This window comes from Pseudarcicella hirudinis, assembly GCF_900115665.1.
Classification (GTDB): Bacteria; Bacteroidota; Bacteroidia; order Cytophagales; family Spirosomataceae; genus Pseudarcicella; species Pseudarcicella hirudinis.
Map to the genome: position 1 here is coordinate 263,506 of NZ_FOXH01000003.1, position 20,891 is coordinate 284,396.

Genomic DNA, 20,891 nt, shown 5'->3' on the forward strand with positions numbered 1-20,891 from the left:
TAGTTCCCTGAACAAAGCCGTTTAGCGGTTTTTGCTTTAGGGAATTATGTTTTTCAGCAGATAATAAATTTGTCCTGCGATAATTAATTGAAAATAACCCTATAGCACCTGAAAAAGGAGACGGGTTTTATGTTATTTTTGTTCCCCCTAACTTAAAAATGCTTAATTGTTTAAACTGCTGATGCTCAAGAGATTATTGTTAGTTTTGATTGCCCTGATTCTGATTTTTCCCGTTGCAGGTAATTTCAATGGCTTTTTTATGTCTTTGCAAAGGAAAAAAGGACATAAAATCAGTCGGAGTCATACAAGAAAATCCACTTCGAAAAGAGGATCAAAACGCAGTGGTAAAAGCCGGACTAAAACGAAGAAGGGGAAAAAAAGCAGAGTGGTCAGACGGGAGAATGTTACCGTTTATGCACCACCTGTAGTGCTGAATGATTCAACTTTTATCCCTTCGAATCTTCCGGAAAAACAATGGATTGACAGCGTTTTTGCCACAATGAATCTTGATCAGAAAATAGGGCAGTTTTTTATGGTAGCAGCTTATTCTAATCGGGGGGAAGATCATTTTAGAAAAATTGAATCTCTGATTCAAAATAATAATATCGGGGGCATTATCTTTTTCAAAGGTGAGCCGGCCACTCAGGTGAACCTGACCAATAATTTTCAGGCAATGGCTAAAATCCCGCTTCTGATAGGGATTGACGGAGAATGGGGACTGGGAATGAGATTGGATGCAGCTATGTCATTTCCGAAGCAAATGACCTTGGGCGCTGTTCAGAATAATCAGTTGATTTATCGCATGGGTGCCGAGATTGCCCGCCAGTGCAAAAGAGTAGGAATCCATCTTAATTTTGCTCCGGTAGTTGATATTAACAGCAATCCGAATAATCCTGTTATCGGCCACCGTTCTTTTGGCGAATTAAGAGATAATGTGGCTGAAAAGAGTGTAGCTTATATGAGAGGTATGCAGAATAATCAATTGCTTGCCTGTGCTAAACACTTTCCCGGGCACGGAGATACCCATGTAGATTCACATCATACCCTTCCGCAGGTTTCATATAATCTGGAAAGATTGAAAAGTGTTGAACTATACCCTTTTCAAAAATTAATTGAGGATTCTCTGCAAACACTGATTGTCGGCCATTTGCAGGTTCCATATCTCGACTGGAAACCGGCTACCCTTTCTCAGAATATCGTGACAAATCTGTTGAAAAACGAAATGGGATTTAAGGGGCTGGTTATTACAGATGCTTTAAATATGCGGGGAGTCAGTAATGGATTGAGTTCTGCAGAAGTAGATTTACAGGCTTTTCTTGCCGGAAATGATATTTTACTTTACTCTGAAGATATATCGGGAGGAATTCAGAAAATTAAACAGGCAGTAGAGCAGGGAACAATCCCTCAGTCAGAAATAGATGAAAGAGTCAGAAAAATATTAAGAGCAAAATTCTGGACAGGATTAAGCAGACAAAGTACGATCGATACAAGGAATTTATCTCAGGAATTAAATACTGATGAAGCCAGACAGATTAAACAGGAATTGTTTGAAAATGCTGTAACTATTGTTCGGAATGAAGGGAATATTCTGCCGTTAAAAAGCACAAAATCTGCTGATTATTTAGCTGTAAGCATTGATGCCGGAGTAAATAACAGTTTTCATCAGGCGCTGAACAAGTTTGTGAATTGTCAGCAGTTTACAAATATTTCCCGATCAGACGAAGCCTTTTTCAATGAAGTACTTGGTGCGGCTGATTCAACAAAAACAATTATCCTGAGTATTCATGATGCTAAAAACCGACCCGCCGGAAGGTTTGGAATCAGTGCCTCCATTCAGGATTTTGTAAAAAAACTGGAAAAAAAGACTAAAGTAATTTTATGTGTGTTCGGAAGCCCCTATAGCCTGAAATATTTCCCAGAATCCTCTATCGTGGTGTGCGGATATGAAGATGACGTATATGCTCAGGAGGCTGTAGCACAGGTGCTTTTCGGGGCTTTACCAGCTATTGGTAAACTACCGGTTTCTGTAGAAGGTCTTTATAAAGCGGGTGACGGAATCATGACTTCTTCATTAAACAGATTAGGTTTTGCTTTACCCGAAGCAACCGGAATGAGCAGTAAAGGTTTACTGAAAATAGATTTTCTGATTAACAATGCGATTGAAAACAGGGTTTTTCCTGGATGTCAGGTATTAATTGCCAGAAAAGGAAAGGTAATTTACCAAAAGAACTTCGGGCGGCTCAGCTACGATAATTATGACCGGGTACTTGATAATACCGTTTATGACCTGGCTTCTGTAACCAAAGTGACCGCAACACTTCAGGCAGTGATGGCTTTATATGACCAAAAGGCAATTGACCTTAATCAAAAAGCATCGTTTTATCTTCCTGAATTAAAAGGGACAAATAAAGAGGGATTAATTATAAAAGATATCCTTTTTCACCAGGCAGGCCTGGTTGCATATATTCCATTCTGGGAAAAAACGGTAGATCAGAATAATTGGAAAACTGAATATTATAATGCCTCCAAAACCGCTGAATATCCTTTGGAAGTAAGAGCGGGCATGTATGCTAAAGCTTCGATCAGAGATTCGGTCTGGAAATGGGTGATTAAATCTCCTTTAAGCACTAAGAAAGATCGTGATGGTAATTTTTCCTATGTTTACAGTGATTTAGGACTTATTATTCTTCACCATGTGGTAGAAAAATTGCTGGTTATGCCTTTGGATGAATTTGTGCAGAAAAGCTTTTATTCTGAAATCGGGATGAACTCAACGTATTTTAATCCTTTACAAAATGGCATTGCAAAAGTTAGAATTGCCCCGACTGAGAATGATGTTCTTTTCAGAAATGCGCAATTGCAGGGGACGGTGCAGGATCAGACTGCGGCTATGCTTGGGGGAGTTTCCGGGCATGCCGGTTTATTCAGTACAGCGCATGACCTTGCGAAATTAATGTTGATGAATCTGGGAAAAGGATCTTATGGAGCAACACAATTCCTGTCTGAAGAAACCCTGAATTATTTTACTAAAACGACTTCGGCGCGAAGTCACAGAGCTTTAGGCTGGGATAAACTTCCGGCAGATGAGGAAAGTAATTATGTGTCTTCAAAAGTTTCTGCTTCCTCATTCGGGCATTCCGGCTATACCGGAACACTGGTATGGGTTGATCCTCAAAAAGACCTGATTTTTGTATTTCTTGCCAATAGAGTGTATCCTTCCGCTTCTAATAACAGAATCAATCAGTTAAAGATCAGAAGAAGAATAATGGATTTGATTTATGAAGCGATGAAATGACGGGCATTAACAGAATGAACCGTTTGGGCAATTTCTACCAGAAGACCAGGGTTTTTCTCAATGCCATTCCCCACAACAATAATATCTGCACCTGCCAGTAAAGCATTTTTTGCCTTTTGTGCAGAATTAATACCGCCTCCTACTATAATCGGGACATCAACAGATTGTCTTACCGCAGCTATCATTTCCGGAGAAACTGCATTTAAGGCACCGCTTCCGGCATCCATATAAATTAGTTTAAGCCCTAACATTTCTCCCGCCATTGCGGTGCAGGCAGCTACACTTGGCTTGTCATGCGGAATAGGAGTGGTATTAGATATGTAGGAAACCGTAGTTTGACGCCCGCTGTCGATCAGCATATAACCGGTAGGTAATACTTCCAGCCCGCTTTTTTTCAAAACCGGGGCAGAAATTACATGCTGGCCTATTAAAAACTCAGGATTTCGCCCTGAAATCAGGGAAAGGAACAAAATGGCATCAGCAGAAGCCTCAATATGCAGACTATTTCCGGGAAACAGAATAGAAGGTATAGAGGTATGCATTCTGATAAGTGCGATTACTTCACTCATCACATTATTGGTAATCAAACTTCCTCCGACAAAAAAGAAATCTACGCCGTTTTGTACACTGGCACGAAGCAATTCAGGGAAAGTATCAAAATTCACCTTGTCCGGATCAATCAATACTGCGAATGCTTTTTTGTGAGAGGCTTTACGATCTTCAATATTATGTATTAACTTTTTCTGCATTGTCCTCGTTTAAATGAGTAAAAGCTTGCAAAATCTTCTCTTTGGCAATACTCATCAGAAAGGCCAGAATATAACCCTTAATTGAGCTTACGATCCAGGAATCATTTGCAGGTTCTTCCGATACCACAACCGGTAGATTAGAATTTTCATCAATGACAATTTTCTGTTTCTTAGACTTCTTGTCGTCTTTAACGAAAAGATTAAAAAGTAAATAAGCACCAGCAAGAACACCTCCGATAATGAGTGTTGTTTTTCCAACCTGAAAAGTTTCAGTTTTTAACTCATTTACCTGACTGTCTATGGCTTTTTTATATTCCTGAGCCTCTTTGAAAAGTTCAAGCTTACGATCAGAAGCTTTTTTCGGTGGCGTACTTTTAGGAGTCATAGGCTGTGAAATTTACTTTTATACTGGCAAAGAATTCAGGGAAAATTGTCGGAAGAAATGCCGGATTTTAAAGCTTGTGAAAGCTGCCGGGAGGAAATTTTTTCGTTGAAAGCATAAATTCTTCATTTCTTTCACCCAAAAATAGGAAAATTTGTGCTGTATCAGTGATAAAACCAGGGGTAATTTTTAAATAACAATGAGTAATTGGTCTTTTTCTTAGCTTTTTTGATAAATGGTAAGAGAAATTTATTCTTCCTCTGCTTCTAATTCCACAGGAGCAGATTCAACATCAAGTTCTGAATCTTTGGCTTCAGCATTTTTCCACCAAATAAAACTGGCAATACCGCCAACCAGCAGCAGCCCGGTTACTGTGAGAAAACCAAGGTACTGGCTATGGAATTTTTCATTCAGAAATAAAGCAAGTGTAAGCAAAAGGAAAATCGAAAACGCTGCAGCGATCAAAATAATGATAAGGACTACAATAATTTTCTGAATACCTTCTTCAATCCGTTCCTGAACTTCCAGTTTAGTGATTTCAATATTGGTTTGAACATATTTGTAAAGATTGTCCACCAGACCGTTTGTTTCTAGAATTTTCATGTTGAGAATGTTTTGGGAACATCGGATATGCCTTTAATTCAGATGCTAAAAGCATATCCGATATTTAATGAATTAATCTTCTTCACCTCCCCGGATACCACCCAGAATCTGGGAACCGAAGAAAAGAGCATTCAAAAATAGTTTATTTGTTCCATACCAGAAAGCCCTGAAGTTTGGATTGTCTGTCATAACAATAACTTTTCCGGCTCCCAAACTGGTTGCCACCACTGAAGGGCTGTTCTTTAATAATTTCAGATTCTGTGAGGTTATATATCCGCTGACCAAAGGATCACCGGTATAGATCAGTGGAGCATTATAAGGATCTTTGATTTTTTCCAGGAATATTCTGTTATCTCTGAATACACTCAGGGTATTTTCTTTATAGCCATATCCAAGAGGATGAGTTGGGTCAAGTTTTACCTGAAAAATGGCTCCTCCGATTTGCTGAGCGCCTTTGTATCTTTCAGCCAAAGCATAAGGTTTAGGGGATGAAGCTGTATCTCCGGGTAAGGCTTTTATTTTTGCAGGAGAAAGTCCTTTTGTAGTAACCCATTCTACGGCATCAGTCATGGCAATTAATACTCCACCTGCCTGTACCCAACGCCTGATTTTATCCTCATTTAATGCAGCATACTCACCACTTGAAAGAATCAATGTGGTGTATTTGTCAAGATTTATCCGGTTTACCTGTTGAATATCAGCCATTGTTACAGGAAGGTTAACACGGGTATCCAATAAGTGCCATATTTCACCGGCATCATTTGAGTTGACACCTGTTCCTGTCAGCATAAGTGCTTTCGGCATTTTCATAGTGCTGAAATAACTGCTTCCAAGGTCTATTCCATTTGGTGTAAGTCCTGTCTGCACAGCATAAAAGTCAACACCGTCTCTTTCTGCCAGGGTTTGCAGAAGGGTATGTAACTGATCAAAATTTACCTGCTGATTTGCTCCGAAAGCGATTTCTATTGTTCCATAGTCAAAATTATGTAATCCGTTTTCCACAACTCCGGTAAAAGGTTCTGTCGCAACTTTCAACCGATATCCTTTCTTTTGCAGCTCATATGCTGTTCTTGGAGCAAAATAGCTGTCCCATTCAAAAACATAGCCATAACTGCTTTTTCCTCCGATAATTTTACCTTTTGGAAAGTCATTTTTAGTAAGTTTATCTCCGGTAGTAAATGGGGTTTTTACTTCTGCATAGGGAACATTGAAGCAATGAGGCATAGACCAGGCAGAAATATCATAGAATAGAGAATCTTCAAAAACGGTTCTTTTTTCGAAAATACCTCTGATCAGACGATGCTGAGCCTGATTCAGCGGCACGATGAATGACATTCCTTTTTTAAAGCTTTTTCCATCATATGATTCATCCTTTGCCAAATCATATACGCTGATTTCATGCTGGCGGAGAATGTTGACCATCTCCCAGACTTTCACTTTATCATTACTATTTCCGAATACATAGGCTTTTACAGCGTCTGTTGACTTTTCCTGATAAAAATTACGTTGATAATCAAGTAATTCCTGACGCATTGATTTTGACGCTCTGAGGGTAGAAAGAGTGGCAACAAACTGATTCCGGATTGTAAAAGGAAATGTTATATTTCCATTGGCAGATTCCTGTAAATGTCCTCTTGAACTTGCCTGTTCAAACAGAATACCAATGGTTCCCTGAACATCAGGAAAGGTAGAACCTTTTCCGTAATAGAAGTCATCATAGCCTTCTTTTGTAAAATACAGAGAACCGATTTTATCCAGGCCTGCTGCCTGAAATTTGCCAAATTTTTCAGTAAGTTCGAAGTTCTTTTTAGGGGTAAGCGGGTGTGTGCGGGTAGGAATACCTGGTTGAAAGAAGAAAGAAGAACTGCTGCCCATTTCATGATGATCGGTCAGAATATTTGGCTTCCATTCATGATATTTTTTGATTCTTCCTTTACTTTCCGGATGTTGTGTATAAAGCCAGTCGCGGTTTAAGTCAAACCAATAATGGTTCGTTCTGCCACCCGGCCAAGCTTCGTTTAATTCACGGTTATTAGGATCTGAAACCAGATTCATTCCCCGGTTGGCATTTACCCAGCCTGAAAAACGTTCTCCTCCGTCAGGATTAATTCTCGGATCCACCAAAATGACAGTTTCATTTAAAATAGAATCAATTTCTGGTCCCTGAGCTGCGGCCAGGTAATAAACGGCTAATAAAGAAGCATTAGTGCCGCTTGGCTCATTACCATGTACAGAATATCCCATCCAGACTACAGAAGGCATATTTCTGGTATCCAGGCCGGCAGATTTATCAGGTTCGGTAAGTTGGTGATGCTGGGTTTTGATCTGTTCAATATTGGCCAGATTTTTTGGAGAAGAAATGGTTAATAACAGCAACTGGCGATTTTCATAAGTGCGGCCATATTCTTCGATCTTAACTCTATCTGACACTTCAGCCACTTTTTTCAGATAACCCAGAAGTTGTTCATGCTGTATATGCCATTCCCCTACCTGAAAACCAAGGTATTGCTGAGGCGTCGGAATTTTGCTATTGTAACTGATGTTTGATGGAAGATAGTAGCTGTCTGATACCTGGGCAAAAAGATTTGCCGAGAGCATAAAAAGCAAAAAAGCGGTCACCCGCTTTAAGCTATTCAATAAAGTAAAGTCTTTATTCATTGCTGATGAATTTATGATTAAGTGTCTGGTGAATCTAGGGGTGATTAATTTACTTGGCGGATACTTGCCAAGTGTCTGAATATTAGATGGTAAAAAGTAAATATTGTAGTAAAAAAGGTTTGCTTTTTTGATTTTACAGGGGGCAAAAATCCCCTCGTAAGATTAAAAACCTTACTTTATATTATTTTACAAAGAAACATTAGTACAGAAAAACTAACGTTGCTTCATTAATTTAGCCTCAATAGTTTGTTGTGTATGAGGTACCGCACGAAGACGCTCTTTTGGAATCAGCTTTCCGGTATCGATACACACCCCATAAGTTCCGTTTTTAATTCGGATCAGCGCATTTTCCAGTTGCGAAGCAAATTTTTGTAAGCGGGCAGCTAATTGACTTAAGTTTTCTTTTTCAGAAGTGTCAGCTCCGTCTTCCATTAATTTGGTATTACCGGCAGTATAGTCGGTACCCGAATCATTTTTCTTACTCAAGGTTTCTTTAATGTAATTCAATTCTGCACGGGTCTCATCCAGTTTTTTTGTAATAAGCACTTCGAACTCCTTGAGCTCTTCTTCTGAGTAGCGCTTTTTTTCTTCAACAAGTGTATTCATACTTTGTATCAATTAGGGGTTTTTAGTCGGCTGGTCTTAGGTTCATAACGGATTAAAATCCTAAGAACTTAGATAACAAACTCAATGGAAAATAAATATTAAACTTTAAAAATAAATGCTATCCGGTTAAAAATGCACAAATATAGCTTCAAAAAAATCAAATAGTAGTTTTTCAAGAAAAAATAAAATTTTTTTGAAATTTAACAATTTGGTAAAAATCTATTTTTTAAAACCTTATTTGGTGTTTGACCGCTGTAACAATAAAGTTAACAAGTGAACGCAAAAAAAGCTTAAATAATCTCTTTTTTAGTTAAAAATCAGGTATTTCTACTTAAAGCTGAGGAACTTGCTTTTTTCATTTTAGCTTTGCAAGTTTGCCGTCGCAAAGAGATTATGGGAATAAAGAAGCCATGAAGTTATCATTCAATATCATTAAAATATACCCATAATTTATCGCTTCAGGGCTTCGAAAACTTCATCAAAAACTATGACACATTACATAGAACCTGCTCCGATTAAGGACAAGGAGAATCCTTTAGAATCGATGATGCAACGATTTGACAAGGCAGTTGAGCTTTTAGGAATTTCTGAAGAAATGTATTATATCCTGAAAGTACCCGCCCGTCAGGTTACAGTTGGTCTTCCGATTACAATGGATGATGGCAGAATTAAAGTTTACGAAGGATATCGTGTAATTCACTCAAATATTTTAGGGCCTGCAAAAGGTGGTATTCGTTTTGACCCCGCCGTTAACCTGGATGAAGTACGTGCTCTTGCTGCCTGGATGACCTGGAAATGCGCTGTAGTTGATATTCCATATGGTGGAGCAAAAGGTGGAATCTCCTGTGATCCAAGACAAATGTCTGCCGGAGAAATTGAACGTCTGATGCGTGCTTACACAGTAGCAATGCTTGATGTTTTCGGACCAGACAGAGATATTCCTGCTCCGGATATGGGGACAGGTCCAAGAGAAATGGCCTGGCTGATGGATGAATATTCCAAAGCTAAAGGTATGACTATTAATGCTGTCGTAACCGGGAAACCGCTTGTTTTAGGGGGATCTTTGGGAAGAACGGAAGCTACAGGTCGTGGTGTGATGGTTTCAGCCTTGTCCGGAATGGATAAATTGAGACTCAATCCTTATAAAGCAACCGCTGCTGTGCAGGGATTTGGAAATGTGGGTTCTCATGCGGCCAGCCTGTTACATGAACGTGGTGTGACAGTTCAGGCGATTTCTGATATTTCCGGAGCTTATTATAACGACAGAGGGATTGATATTGAGGCTGCGATGCGTTATCGTGATGCAAACAAGGGAACTCTTCAGGGTTTTGACGGAGCTGAAAAAATTTCTAACGATGATTTACTGACTCTTGCAGTAGATGTTTTGGTTCCTGCTGCGAAAGAAGATGTAATCACACATGATAATGCCCATCTGATTCAGGCTAAGATGATTGTGGAAGGAGCAAATGGACCTACTTCCGCTTCCGCAGATGATATTATCAATGATAAAGGAATTCTGGTTGTGCCGGATATCCTGGCAAATGCAGGCGGGGTAACTGTTTCATATTTCGAATGGGTTCAGAACCGTATCGGTTACAAATGGACTTTAGATCGCATCAATCGCCGTTCAGACAGAATCATGAAAGATGCTTTTGATAAAGTATTTGCAACTTCTCAGGAATACAATGTGCCAATGCGTATTGCCGCTTACATGGTAGCGATTAAAAAAGTGTCAGATACTTATAAATTCAGAGGAGGATATTAAGATTTTGTCTTCCTGATATAAATAAAACGGGCTGTTTTCAACAAAAAACAGCCCGTTTTATTTAATTAATCTCTGAATGTAATATTTTCAGGTTTAGGATAAAGCAACAGCTTTGAGAAATCCACTTTCCAGAAATCTAAATCAAGTAATTGATTTTTATCGTCCCGGGTTAAGGTAATCAGGACTTCAGTATTATCGGAGTCTGTGTATTCAACCTGAATCAGATCGGAATGATAGACCGCTCCCGGTTCACCCAGACCAATACTTCCCATGATACCTCCTTCATATTCCTCGACATATTCACTGATCGGATAATCTGCTGCCTTTAAACTGAGGTGGTTCAATAAAAAAAGAATCAGTTCTTTTTCATTTTCCCGGATTGCACGTTTTTCTGTCATGTTTTAAATCGTTTTCCTTTGAGGTTTCGGTATAAAAAAAGCGAAAAGCAACCCGGAAAATTCCGGTGATTACCTTTCGCTAAATTATTTAATGCATTCTGAAATTACAAAAGTCCTTTTTTAGCAAGAAATTCAGCAATCTGAACGGCATTGGTAGCAGCACCTTTACGAAGGTTATCCGCAACAATCCACATATTCAAAGTTTTTGGCTGAGACTCATCACGACGGATACGGCCTACAAAAACTTCATCTTTTCCATGTGCATTAATCGGCATCGGATAAATTAAGTTTTTAGGATCATCCTGAATAATTACGCCTTCTTCCTGAGAAAGAATATCATAAACTTCCTGTAAATCAAATTCATTTTCAAACTCAATGTTTACTGCTTCTGAGTGCCCTCCGATTGTTGGAATACGAACGGTAGTGGCAGTTACAGCAATTGAGTCATCCATCATAATTTTCTTGGTCTCGTTTACCATTTTCATTTCTTCTTTGGTATAACCGTTGTCCAGAAATACATCGATATGAGGTAATACGTTTAAATCAATTTTATGTGGATATACATTTTCTACGTCAGTTCTGCCTTCACGCTCCGCAAACAACTGGTCAACAGCTGCTTTTCCTGTTCCGGTAACAGACTGATATGTTGAAACAACAACACGCTTGATTTTATATTTTTTGTGCAGAGGATTTAACACTACTACCATTTGAATGGTTGAGCAGTTTGGATTAGCAATGATTTTGTCTTCAGTGGTCAATGTATAAGCATTGATTTCAGGAACCACCAGTTTTTTAGTCGGATCCATTCTCCATGCTGAAGAGTTATCAATTACCGTAATTCCTGCTTCTGCGAATACAGGAGCTAATTTTGTTGAAGTACCACCGCCGGCAGAGAAAATAGCTACGTTAGGTTTCAACTTTATAGCATCTTCGAAGCTCACTACGGTGTACTGTTTACCCTTGAACTCAACCTGTTTACCTACTGAACGTTCTGAGGCTACCGGGATAAGTTCTGTTACGGGGAAGTTACGTTCCGCCAACACTTTCAGGATTTCGCCACCGACCAAACCTGTGGCTCCGACTACTGCTACTTTCATTTTAATTGACTGATTAATATATAGTTATGAAAAAAAATAAAAAATACTTAAAATTTATGGACAAATCCTAAACCCAATACTGGCTGATGGTTTGGTAATGTCTCAAAACTCACACCAACCTGATTGCTGACGATCTGATTATAACGCAAAATAGCTTTTCTCAGGTGTGCCGCTGACTTAAAATTCAGATAAGTTGAAACTAAAAAACTTCCACCGACTGTCGACCAGTAAAACCCGTCAGAAACCTTATCTCTGTTAAAAATAGCATATAAGGAAATTGCCGTCGGTAAAATCGTCAGATAAGCTAAAGATTGCTTCTGCGCCTTGTACATCAGAAATTCATAGCTGGCCTTCGGATCTCTTGCCTGCAAAATCGGAATTTGTAAAGCAAGTGGGTTATTAATGAGTTGTCGGTCATAAATAAACCGGGTTCCGAAAACCCTGGGTTGAATCTCAATCGGGTACAATTTATTCTCAACACTTTGTCCAAAAGCAATGTTGCCTGATATTATAATTAGTACAATGAGCAAATATCTGATTTTCACGACTTTGTGACTGTTGAAAAAGTGTGCAAAATTACTCTATAAAATCGGAAGAGAAAAGAGTTTTTTTTAATTCAGTTGTAATGAATGGTACTCTTGTTCAGTATTTTGTTGATTTTCAGTAATTTATTGTATTTTTTGAATACAGAAGAAAAGGAGAATCAGAAGCTGAAAACTTTTTCAGGCGTGATACAATACTCAAGTTTTATGTCAAACTGGTTTGGATCTTCTATTTCCAGGATCGGAGATTCAAGGCAAATCCCTACCTTTTTACAGTCTTTTGTACATCTTGCTAAAAATCTGTCATAGAAACCTTTACCATATCCGACTCTGTTACCCTGCTGATCAAAAATCAGTAAAGGCACTAAAACCATGGAAATTTCATGTTCAGGAATAAAGTGTTCCGGATGAGGGAACGGTTCAGGGATTTTCCAGCTATTTCTGACAAGTTTGTATTCGTCTTCAAACAGATAACTCTCCATTTCTGAAGTTTCTGGAATACTTTTAGGAACGGCTATCCTGATATGCGGAAATTCTGATTTTATCCGGTTGATTATTAAAAAAGTGTTGATTTCGTTTTTCTCAATAATCGGAAGAAAAATATGAATGACTGATATTTTATTAAGATCAAACCTTTCAAAAAAAAGATCGGCAATCTGCCGGCTTTTCTTTGAAAGTTCGGTTTCAGAAATTTGTTTTCTACGGGATAAATATGTTTTTCTTAAATCTGATTTTAGCATGTAAACAGGAGATGGTCAGGTATTTAGATGTATTCTTTAATCTTTGGATAAAGTATTTTAAACCATTCCGTGTAGATTTCAGGTTTATTCCGCATTTCTTCCTCCAGCCTTTCCAGACTAAGCCATTTAAATTCAGCTACTTCATCGGCATTGAATGGGATATCTCCTTCATAATTTCCTACAAAAACATGGTCAATTTCATGCTCGAAAAGACCATTGCCAAAATCTACAAAATATTGAAAGTTGAAGGTAGGTTGAATTTCCGTACAAATGCCCATTTCGAATTTAAGCCTTTGCCTGGCATCTTCAAGGGTATTTTCCGGATTAGTTGGATGTCCGCAGCAGGTATTGGTCCACAAACCACCGGAATGATATTTCTGTGAAGCGCGCTGCTGTAATAAAAGTTCTTTTTTAGAGTTGAAAATTAAAACCGAAAAGGCCCGGTGTAAAGCACCGTCATAATGTGCTTTCATCTTTTCTGCCGTTCCGATTACCTGGTCCTGCTCGTCAACTAATAATACTGATTGCATAAATTGAAATGGGTTTCTTCGTAAACGAATTGTTCGGAGAATTGTTTCCCGAAAACCGTACTTTTGAACAAAAGCAGGATAGTCGTATAGCGAAGCGTATTTTAAAAACCCAATTTACAACTAATTAAAAAGAATGAAAAACCGGTTACTGAATTGAGCAGAGCCTTTTCTCCAAAATTATCAATTGAAAAGAATTTATTTAATCCTTACATATTTAGCCCTGTTGTTGCAGGTTTCTAAAATCAAGGTGTCATTTTCTAATTTGTTAACAGACCAGTCTCCGCAGGAAAAGCAATCAACAGCCGGACAAGAAACCGGATTACTGAGTTTAATTTGCTTATTATTTAGTTGATAATTTCTGAAAGTGCAACAAGCTTCGCTTGGTTTTCCATCATACAAAATCCTTCCGTCTGCTGTAAATTCAATAGGAGGAATAGCCATAAAGGTATTGATTGTGTACCATTCACCCCAGGTTCCATCCTGATTTTTAGACTGAAGCTGATAGGTATGCGACCATTTTGCTACCAGGTCATTAGGCTTAACATCATTTGATTTACTGCAACCATTTAGCAGCAACGTAGTAATAAGCGCAAAAAATAAAGCTTTCATTTTGCATAAAATTTTATGGTTCTGTTCTAAAGAGTTGTTTTCGCCTGAATAGGTTGGAAATCAGAGTCAAATTTTTCTACTTTTTTCCGAAAACCACTCCTTTATTGTACTTTTGCAGGAATTTTATCAGAAGTGATTTGTTTAGGTTGAAACAGAAACTGAACTCCATTCAAAAAGGACTTCTGATATTGTATTTGATAATTGACAACTGATAACTGTTATATTGTGAACTTCAAAGAATATAAAAACCTTGATTATGCCCAGGTTGCAGACGATGTACTGAAATTTTGGCAAGAAAATAAAGTTTTTGAAAAATCGGTAGAAATCCGTGAGGGTAATCCGACTTTTACATTTTATGAAGGCCCTCCTTCAGCTAATGGTACACCTGGTATTCACCATGTGATGGCACGTGCCATTAAAGATATTTTCTGCCGTTACCAGACTCTGAAAGGAAAACAAGTAAAACGTAAAGGTGGTTGGGATACACATGGTCTGCCCGTTGAATTACAGGTTGAAAAGGAACTCGGTATCACAAAAGATGACATCGGTAAGAAAATTTCAGTTGAAGAGTATAATAAGAAATGCCGTGAAACGGTCATGAAATTTACTGATCAATGGAATGACCTTACTGAAAAAATGGGATATTGGGTTGATCTTGATGACCCGTATATCACCTATGAAAATAACTATATTGAGTCTGTATGGCATTTGTTGAAAACTTTGTATGACAAAGGTTTGCTTTACAAAGGTTATACAATTCAGCCATATTCTCCTGCTGCCGGAACCGGACTTTCTTCTCATGAGCTGAATCAGCCGGGAACGTATAAAGACGTAAAGGATACTTCGTTAACCGCTCAGTTTAAAGTAAAACTGACAGGCAAATCAGGCTTTTTGTTTGATGCCGCTGACAGTGATAATATTTACATATTAGCCTGGACAACTACACCCTGGACTTTGCCTGCCAACACAGCGTTGACAGTAGGCAAGAATATAGACTATGTACTGGTTAAAACACTGAATCCTTATACATATTTGCCTGTAAATGTAGTGCTGGCTAAGGACCTTGCTGGTAAATATTTTAATGAAAAAGGAAAAGACGGAGACTTTGCTGCTTACAATGATGGTGATAAAATCATTCCCTGGAAAGTGGTTATGGAATTCAAAGGGAATTTCCTGGAAAGTATTGAATATGAGCAGTTAATGCCATATGTTCAGCCGGAATCTGCAGCATTCAGAGTAATTACAGGGGATTTTGTAACTACTGAAGATGGTACGGGGGTTGTGCATACTTCCCCGACTTTTGGTGCAGATGACTTCAGGGTTGCACAACAAAACGGGATCCCTTCTATTATGGTGAAAGACGAAGCCGGTAAAGATGTGCCGATCGTCGATCGCCGTGGTCGTTTTGTGGCTGAAATTACTGATTTCGCTCATGAATTTGTGAAAGAAGCTTATCTGACAGAGGAGGAAAAAGAAATCGAACGTGAGAAACAGGGCAGAGATAAATATTTATCGGTTGATGAGAGAATAGCTATCAAATTAAAGACAGAGAATAAAGCATTCAACGTTCAGCGATTTGATCACCCTTATCCGCACTGCTGGAGAACTGATAAACCGGTTTTATATTATCCTCTGGATTCATGGTTTATCCGTACAACAGCTGCCAAGGATAAACTGATTGCCTTGAATAATACAATTAACTGGAAACCTGAATCAACCGGAACAGGTCGTTTTGGCAACTGGCTTGAAAACCTGGTTGACTGGAATTTATCCCGTTCACGCTATTGGGGAACTCCGCTTCCGATCTGGCGTTCAGAAGATAACGAGGAAGTTTGTATCGGATCATTGGCTGAATTGGAAAACGCTATTAAACATGCGTTAAAAGATGATGTTTTAACAGAAGAGCAACGTGCCGCCAATGAGAAGTTTTTAGGTTTATTGCTGGCCGGAACAGAAGATTTACACCGTCCGTTTGTAGATGAAGTGTATTTTGTTTCAGCATCCGGAAAAGTAATGACCCGTGAAACGGATCTGATAGATGTGTGGTTTGACTCCGGAGCTATGCCTTATGCACAATGGCATTACCCTTTTGAAAATCATGAGATTTTTGAAAAAGCTTATCCGGCAGATTTCATTTCAGAAGGTGTTGATCAGACGCGTGGATGGTTCTTTACGCTGCACGCCATTTCTTCACTGGTTTCTGATTCGGTAGCCTTTAAAAATGTGGTATCAACAGGTTTGGTTCTGGACAAAAACGGCAATAAAATGTCAAAACGTCTGGGCAATGCCGTGAATCCGTTTGATACCCTGAAGAAATATGGTGCTGACCCGACCCGTTGGTACATGATTACGAATGCTCAGCCCTGGGATAATCTTAAGTTTGACCAGGCAGGAATAACCGAAGTGAGAAATAAGTTTTTCGGAACCTTAACGAATACTTATAATTTCTTCGCACTTTATGCAAATCTGGATGAGTATAAAATAAATGAGTTTGAAAGAGTACCGTATGCAAGTCTTACAGAACTTGACCGCTGGATTCTTTCAAAATTACAGACGCTTGTCAAAGAAGTGGATGAGTCTTATGAGAATTATGAGCCAACCAAAGCCGGACGTGCTATTCAGGATTTTGTCTGCGATCATTTATCAAACTGGTATGTACGTTTGGGAAGAAGGCGTTTCTGGAAAGGTGAAATGACCGAAGATAAAAAAGCGGCATATGAGACCTTACAACAATGTCTGGTAGCTGTGGCTCAGTTGATGTCTCCGATCGCTCCCTTCTATGGCGATTGGCTGTACAGAAATATGACTGAACACATCAGAGAAGAAGCGAAGGAAAAAGGTACACCTTTACAGCATGAGTCGGTGCATTTAACCGACTATCATCCTTACGAGGTGGAATATGTGGATGAAGACCTGGAAACCTCTATGGATCTGGCTCAGCGGATTTGTTCTTTGGTTCACTCATTGCGTAAAACCAATAAAATTAAGGTTCGCCAGCCATTATCTAAGATTTTAATCCCTATTTTAAGTGAAACGACCCGTGAGCAAATTCGCCATGTGGTTGAATTAATTAAAACAGAGGTTAACATCAAAGCTGTAGAATACCTTGATGATGCTTCCGGTGTTTTATCTAAAAAAGTAAAACCAAATTTTAAAGCATTGGGACCTAAGTTCGGGAAAGACATGAAGGCAGTAGCAGCAGTTATCACAGAAATGTCAGCAGAGCAACTAAAAGCTTTGGAAGAAAAAGGAGGGCTGGAAATTAATGGCTACCAATTGTCACTGGAAGATGTAGAAATTCAGACCGAAGATTTGCCGGGTTACCTGACAGCTTCTGATGCCGGTATTACAGTAGCGCTTGACATCAATATTACTCCTGAATTAAAGCAGGAAGGTATTGCACGTGATTTTGTAAACCGTGTACAGAATTTCAGAAAAGATTCAGGATTTGAAGTGACTGACAAAATCAGTATCAGATTGCTTGATTCGGATGAAGAAGTTTCGGCAGGAGTTTTAGCTTTCAAAGACTATATTTCTCAGGAAGTACAGGCACTTTCTTTGGAAATCGTTCCGGAAATAGCAGAAGGACAGGAAGTTGAATTTGAAGAACTGACTTTAACGGTTAAAATTGAGGTGGTATAAAACTTTGATCATAATCAGTAAAAGAGAAAGCCCGAAAAATCATCTTCGGGCTTTCTCTTTTTATTTCATCGCCGTTTCAGACCTGAATTTTTCTACTGTATGATTAACAGGTTTTAAGGTCATCAGATAGGTATAAATAGCTTCGAGGTCTTTTGTCTTCATGCCGGCATACATAGTCCAGGGCATAACCGTCTGAAAATCTCCCTTTTGTACTTTTGGCGCTTTATAAGTGCTGTCTGAGTAAGCTTTAAACCGATTTACAAACGTTTCTTTTGACCAATTCCCTATTCCGGTGTCTTTATCGGGAGTAATATTGGCTGAAGAAACTATTCCATATCCTGGAAGCGGAAATTCAAAACCACCGGCATATTCCATTCCGGCTATCATTTCGCCTTTATCAGCTTTAGAATGGCATACAATGCAACCGGCAGCATTGGTCATGTATTTTCCATAAGCCAGTATATCAGTTTCTGCAGGACGTTTTTCCGGCGAGGCTTTTTGCGGAATGGTATTCAGGATAAAATTCATGGGAAAATCTGCCACAGATTCTTCAGGCTTGTTTTCGATGGGTTCAAGTGTCCTCAGATAAGAAATAATGCTTTTGACATCTTCCTCGTCCAGTTTCCTGTAATTCTGATAGGGCATAACCGGAAAGAAAGCGTGTCCGTCTTTGCTTACACCGCAGGTAATAGCACGGTAAATTTCTCCGTCTGTCCATTTTCCAATTCCATAAGGAGTGATATTTTTTGCAGTAAATCTTCCCGGAAAACCAAATTGCTGATCGAACACTTCTCCACCTTTTCCCTTTGAACCCGGTACTATAGGGCCTGAGAAAAGATTACCGTCCCGTTCACTGTGACAATCTATACAAACTGTCACATGATTAGCTAAATATTCGCCTCTTTGCACCATTTCAGGAGAAGCCAATATTTTCAGATCAGAAGCCTGACCTACATCCGGAAGTGCAAACTTGATGTAAGAAAGTACTCCTGCTATGGCAAGCACCAAAACCAGAAGAATTATGGCTGAATTTCGGAATAGTTTTTTCATAGTGCATTGTGTTAGTGAGTGTTATGAAATAAATCTCAAATTAAGCAATTACAAAATGATAGACTAGACGTATATTTATATAGTTATTTTCTGATAGTCCGAATGAAGTATTTAAGACCTGAACGTATTTAATGCGGTTTTGGTAAATTCACTTAAAATCAATCTCCCGCTGATTTTGGCCCGTTCAGAAAGTAAACTGTCCCAATGTTCAGTATTTTTCCAGAAGATTTGCTTCATTTCGAATAAGGCCTCAGGATTATAAGTTGCCAGTTGGTTTGAAAATACTGTTATTCTTTCGTCCATTTCCTGAGTGGTAGAAAATACTTCTGAAAACAATCCCTTTTGGTTTGCCCATTCTGCAGAATAAAATTCTGTAGGGTTGAGACACATAGCTGAAAATGCGGAAAATCCTATTTTCCGTTCTACAGCCGGAGCTATAACAAAAGGCCCGATACCAATACTTAACTCACTTAATTTGATAGAAGCCTGCTGAGTAGCAAAGCAATAATCAGCTGCCGCAGCAATACCCACACCTCCTCCGACCGCTTTACCCTGAACTCTTCCTATAATTATTTTCGGAGAATTTCTGCAGGCATTGATCACTTTTGCAAAACCAGAGAAGAAAGAATCTCCTCCTGCTTCATCCTTAATTGCCAGTAATTCATTAAAATCTGCCCCCGAACAAAAAGTTCTGTCTCCGCCACTTTGCAAAATAATAATTTTCACTTCGGAAGATTGCCCAATTTTTTCTATAGTATATGCCAATTCTGACAAAAGTACAATTGGCATTGAGTTGGCCGGAGGATTTGAAAAAGTAATCTTAATGATACCTTCATCTGTACTTTCAGTCTTAATAGAAGTGCTATTGTTATTTTGCATAATGAAAATATTTTGAGAAACTTAAGCATTATTCATAGAAATATGTGTTAGATTACTACATATTTGAATAGTTAAAATAGGAAAAAAGGAGGTAGAAAAGCAATTCTTAAATCGTCAATTCTGAAAACAAAACTATAAGAAAACACTTTATCAACAAATTAACTCTTGAAAATGTACAATACTGAAAGTTTAGAATTAGTTCGTCAGTCAGCCCGGGATTTCGCTCAGCGTTACATCCTTCCACATGTTATGGAGTGGGATGAATCTCAAGTATTTCCAATAGATTTAATGCATAAACTTGGAGAACATGGATTTTTAGGTGTTCTGGTCCCTGAAATTTACGGAGGTGCAGGTTTGGGTTATCAGGAATATGTAAGTGTTATTGAAGAGGTTGCAAAGGTATGTGGCTCTATCGGATTATCCGTAGCTGCCCATAATTCTTTGTGTACCAATCACATTCTTCAATTTGGTAATGAAGAACAAAAAATGAAATATCTGCCATTACTCGCAAGTGGTAAATGGATCGGAGCCTGGGCATTGACTGAAGCCAATTCCGGCTCAGATTCAGCAAGAATGAGTTGTGTTGCCAGAAGAGAAGGAGATGAATATGTAATCAACGGGGCAAAGAACTGGATTACGCACGGAAAATCGTCCAATGTGGTAGTAGTAATGACAAGAACAGGAGAATCCGGTACCAGAAATAACAGCACAGCTTTTATTGTAGAAAGAACTAATCCGGGTTTGAAATTTGGCAAAAAAGAGAATAAATTAGGTATGAGAGCTTCTGAAACAGCAGAGGTCATTCTGGAAGATTGTCGGGTTCCGCTTTCAGCACGCCTTGGAGAGGAAGGAGATGGATTTAAGCAGGCAATGAAAATTTTGGATGGAGGAAGGATTTCTATTGCAGCTTTATCACTCGGGATTGCCAAAGGGGCTTTGGCTGCTGCGGCACGTTATGCTCAGGAACGCCAGCAATTCGGACAACCTATTGCCAATTTTCAGGGAATAAGCTTCAAACTGGCAGAAATGGCGACTAAAGTACACGGAGCAGAATTAATGACGAGGCATGCCTCTGCACTTAAAATGGAAGGCACATCTATGACTAAAGAAGCTGCGATGGCTAAATATTATGCTTCGGAAGTGGCTGTTGAAGTGTCAACCGATGCCGTTCAGATTTTTGGAGGGTATGGTTATACCAAAGATTTTCCGGTTGAAAAGTTTTATCGTGACTCAAAACTTTGCACAATTGGCGAAGGGACGTCGGAAATACAGAAAATTGTGATTGCCAGAGAAATACTAAAAGAATACTAAACACCGAAACAAACCCCTGAAGCTGTAAAGCCTCA

The 20,891-nt window shown here is 38.9% G+C and carries 17 protein-coding genes; 4 read left to right on the forward strand and 13 right to left on the reverse strand.

All coding sequences use genetic code 11. From position 1 onward, the window contains the following. Window positions 1-181: 181 nt before the first annotated feature. A complete protein-coding gene (locus BM179_RS06995) occupies window positions 182-3,295 on the forward strand; it encodes a serine hydrolase domain-containing protein (RefSeq protein WP_229632914.1) in 3,114 nt (1,037 codons plus the stop codon). Here the strand turns inward: BM179_RS06995 and BM179_RS07000 are convergent. The 5 genes from BM179_RS07000 to BM179_RS07020 form a co-directional block, all read right to left on the reverse strand. Continuing rightward, complete coding sequence (locus BM179_RS07000; protein WP_092014323.1) at window positions 3,277-4,044, reverse strand: phosphoglycerol geranylgeranyltransferase; 768 nt, start codon at window positions 4,042-4,044, stop codon at window positions 3,277-3,279. The two genes, BM179_RS06995 and BM179_RS07000, sit on opposite strands and share 19 nt — an antisense overlap. Further along, on the reverse strand, window positions 4,022-4,429 hold the full coding sequence (locus BM179_RS07005) for a hypothetical protein (protein ID WP_092014326.1): 408 nt from the start codon (window positions 4,427-4,429) through the stop codon (window positions 4,022-4,024). The genes BM179_RS07000 and BM179_RS07005 overlap by 23 nt, the downstream gene beginning before the upstream one ends. 246 nt (window positions 4,430-4,675) lie before the next feature. Then, window positions 4,676-5,029, reverse strand: a complete 354-nt coding sequence (locus BM179_RS07010; RefSeq protein WP_092014329.1) for a phage holin family protein — start codon at window positions 5,027-5,029, stop codon at window positions 4,676-4,678. Window positions 5,030-5,101: 72 nt separating this feature from the next. Next, window positions 5,102-7,687 carry a M14 family metallopeptidase gene (locus tag BM179_RS07015; RefSeq protein WP_092014332.1) on the reverse strand — a complete coding sequence of 862 codons (2,586 nt, stop codon included), beginning with the start codon at window positions 7,685-7,687 and terminating at the stop codon, window positions 5,102-5,104. A gap of 213 nt (window positions 7,688-7,900) precedes the next feature. Next, window positions 7,901-8,293, reverse strand: a complete 393-nt coding sequence (locus BM179_RS07020; protein ID WP_092014335.1) for a TraR/DksA family transcriptional regulator — start codon at window positions 8,291-8,293, stop codon at window positions 7,901-7,903. Between the two features lie 487 nt (window positions 8,294-8,780). Between BM179_RS07020 and BM179_RS07025 the strand changes: the two genes are divergently transcribed. Further along, window positions 8,781-10,058 carry a Glu/Leu/Phe/Val family dehydrogenase gene (locus BM179_RS07025; RefSeq protein ID WP_177219318.1) on the forward strand — a complete coding sequence of 426 codons (1,278 nt, stop codon included), beginning with the start codon at window positions 8,781-8,783 and terminating at the stop codon, window positions 10,056-10,058. A 65-nt stretch (window positions 10,059-10,123) separates the two neighbouring features. Here BM179_RS07025 and BM179_RS07030 read toward each other — a convergent pair whose 3' ends face one another. The 6 genes from BM179_RS07030 to BM179_RS07055 form a co-directional block, all read right to left on the reverse strand. After that, complete coding sequence (locus BM179_RS07030; protein ID WP_092014338.1) at window positions 10,124-10,456, reverse strand: DUF6984 family protein; 333 nt, start codon at window positions 10,454-10,456, stop codon at window positions 10,124-10,126. 104 nt (window positions 10,457-10,560) lie between these two features. Beyond that, window positions 10,561-11,553, reverse strand: coding sequence for an aspartate-semialdehyde dehydrogenase (locus BM179_RS07035; RefSeq protein ID WP_092014341.1), 993 nt, complete (start codon window positions 11,551-11,553; stop codon window positions 10,561-10,563). 47 nt (window positions 11,554-11,600) lie between these two features. Beyond that, on the reverse strand, window positions 11,601-12,098 hold the full coding sequence (locus tag BM179_RS07040; protein WP_092014343.1) for a hypothetical protein: 498 nt from the start codon (window positions 12,096-12,098) through the stop codon (window positions 11,601-11,603). Between the two features lie 158 nt (window positions 12,099-12,256). Continuing rightward, window positions 12,257-12,835 (reverse strand): 5-formyltetrahydrofolate cyclo-ligase, encoded by a 579-nt coding sequence (locus BM179_RS07045; protein WP_092014346.1) that lies wholly within the window; start codon window positions 12,833-12,835, stop codon window positions 12,257-12,259. Between the two features lie 23 nt (window positions 12,836-12,858). Then, window positions 12,859-13,365, reverse strand: coding sequence for an isopentenyl-diphosphate Delta-isomerase (gene idi / locus BM179_RS07050; protein WP_092014349.1), 507 nt, complete (start codon window positions 13,363-13,365; stop codon window positions 12,859-12,861). 195 nt (window positions 13,366-13,560) lie between these two features. Further along, a complete protein-coding gene (locus tag BM179_RS07055) occupies window positions 13,561-13,974 on the reverse strand; it encodes a hypothetical protein (protein WP_092014352.1) in 414 nt (137 codons plus the stop codon). Between the two features lie 225 nt (window positions 13,975-14,199). On the opposite strand from BM179_RS07055, the gene ileS reads away from it, so the two are divergent. Further along, window positions 14,200-17,616: an isoleucine--tRNA ligase gene (gene ileS / locus BM179_RS07060; RefSeq protein WP_092015004.1), complete on the forward strand. Its 3,417-nt coding sequence runs from the start codon at window positions 14,200-14,202 to the stop codon at window positions 17,614-17,616. 60 nt (window positions 17,617-17,676) lie between these two features. On the opposite strand, the gene BM179_RS07065 is transcribed toward ileS, so the two are convergent. Both BM179_RS07065 and BM179_RS07070 read right to left on the reverse strand, forming a co-directional pair. Then, window positions 17,677-18,666: a cytochrome c gene (locus BM179_RS07065; RefSeq protein ID WP_092014355.1), complete on the reverse strand. Its 990-nt coding sequence runs from the start codon at window positions 18,664-18,666 to the stop codon at window positions 17,677-17,679. Window positions 18,667-18,777: 111 nt separating this feature from the next. Further along, window positions 18,778-19,545 (reverse strand): enoyl-CoA hydratase/isomerase family protein, encoded by a 768-nt coding sequence (locus tag BM179_RS07070; RefSeq protein WP_092014358.1) that lies wholly within the window; start codon window positions 19,543-19,545, stop codon window positions 18,778-18,780. Window positions 19,546-19,716: 171 nt separating this feature from the next. On the opposite strand from BM179_RS07070, the gene BM179_RS07075 reads away from it, so the two are divergent. Next, window positions 19,717-20,856, forward strand: a complete 1,140-nt coding sequence (locus tag BM179_RS07075) for an acyl-CoA dehydrogenase family protein (protein ID WP_092014361.1) — start codon at window positions 19,717-19,719, stop codon at window positions 20,854-20,856. Window positions 20,857-20,891 lie beyond the last annotated feature (35 nt).

What these genes read in the sequence shown, in the direction of transcription:
- BM179_RS06995 (WP_229632914.1), top strand. Translation starts at nt 182, where the DNA reads ATGCTCAAGAGATTATTGTTAGTTTTGATTGCCCTGATTCTGATTTTT.
- BM179_RS07000 (WP_092014323.1), bottom strand. Translation starts at nt 4,044, where the DNA reads ATGCAGAAAAAGTTAATACATAATATTGAAGATCGTAAAGCCTCTCAC.
- BM179_RS07005 (WP_092014326.1), bottom strand. Translation starts at nt 4,429, where the DNA reads ATGACTCCTAAAAGTACGCCACCGAAAAAAGCTTCTGATCGTAAGCTT.
- BM179_RS07010 (WP_092014329.1), bottom strand. Translation starts at nt 5,029, where the DNA reads ATGAAAATTCTAGAAACAAACGGTCTGGTGGACAATCTTTACAAATAT.
- BM179_RS07015 (WP_092014332.1), bottom strand. Translation starts at nt 7,687, where the DNA reads ATGAATAAAGACTTTACTTTATTGAATAGCTTAAAGCGGGTGACCGCT.
- BM179_RS07020 (WP_092014335.1), bottom strand. Translation starts at nt 8,293, where the DNA reads ATGAATACACTTGTTGAAGAAAAAAAGCGCTACTCAGAAGAAGAGCTC.
- BM179_RS07025 (WP_177219318.1), top strand. Translation starts at nt 8,781, where the DNA reads ATGACACATTACATAGAACCTGCTCCGATTAAGGACAAGGAGAATCCT.
- BM179_RS07030 (WP_092014338.1), bottom strand. Translation starts at nt 10,456, where the DNA reads ATGACAGAAAAACGTGCAATCCGGGAAAATGAAAAAGAACTGATTCTT.
- BM179_RS07035 (WP_092014341.1), bottom strand. Translation starts at nt 11,553, where the DNA reads ATGAAAGTAGCAGTAGTCGGAGCCACAGGTTTGGTCGGTGGCGAAATC.
- BM179_RS07045 (WP_092014346.1), bottom strand. Translation starts at nt 12,835, where the DNA reads ATGCTAAAATCAGATTTAAGAAAAACATATTTATCCCGTAGAAAACAA.
- idi (WP_092014349.1), bottom strand. Translation starts at nt 13,365, where the DNA reads ATGCAATCAGTATTATTAGTTGACGAGCAGGACCAGGTAATCGGAACG.
- BM179_RS07055 (WP_092014352.1), bottom strand. Translation starts at nt 13,974, where the DNA reads ATGAAAGCTTTATTTTTTGCGCTTATTACTACGTTGCTGCTAAATGGT.
- BM179_RS07065 (WP_092014355.1), bottom strand. Translation starts at nt 18,666, where the DNA reads ATGAAAAAACTATTCCGAAATTCAGCCATAATTCTTCTGGTTTTGGTG.
- BM179_RS07070 (WP_092014358.1), bottom strand. Translation starts at nt 19,545, where the DNA reads ATGCAAAATAACAATAGCACTTCTATTAAGACTGAAAGTACAGATGAA.
- BM179_RS07075 (WP_092014361.1), top strand. Translation starts at nt 19,717, where the DNA reads ATGTACAATACTGAAAGTTTAGAATTAGTTCGTCAGTCAGCCCGGGAT.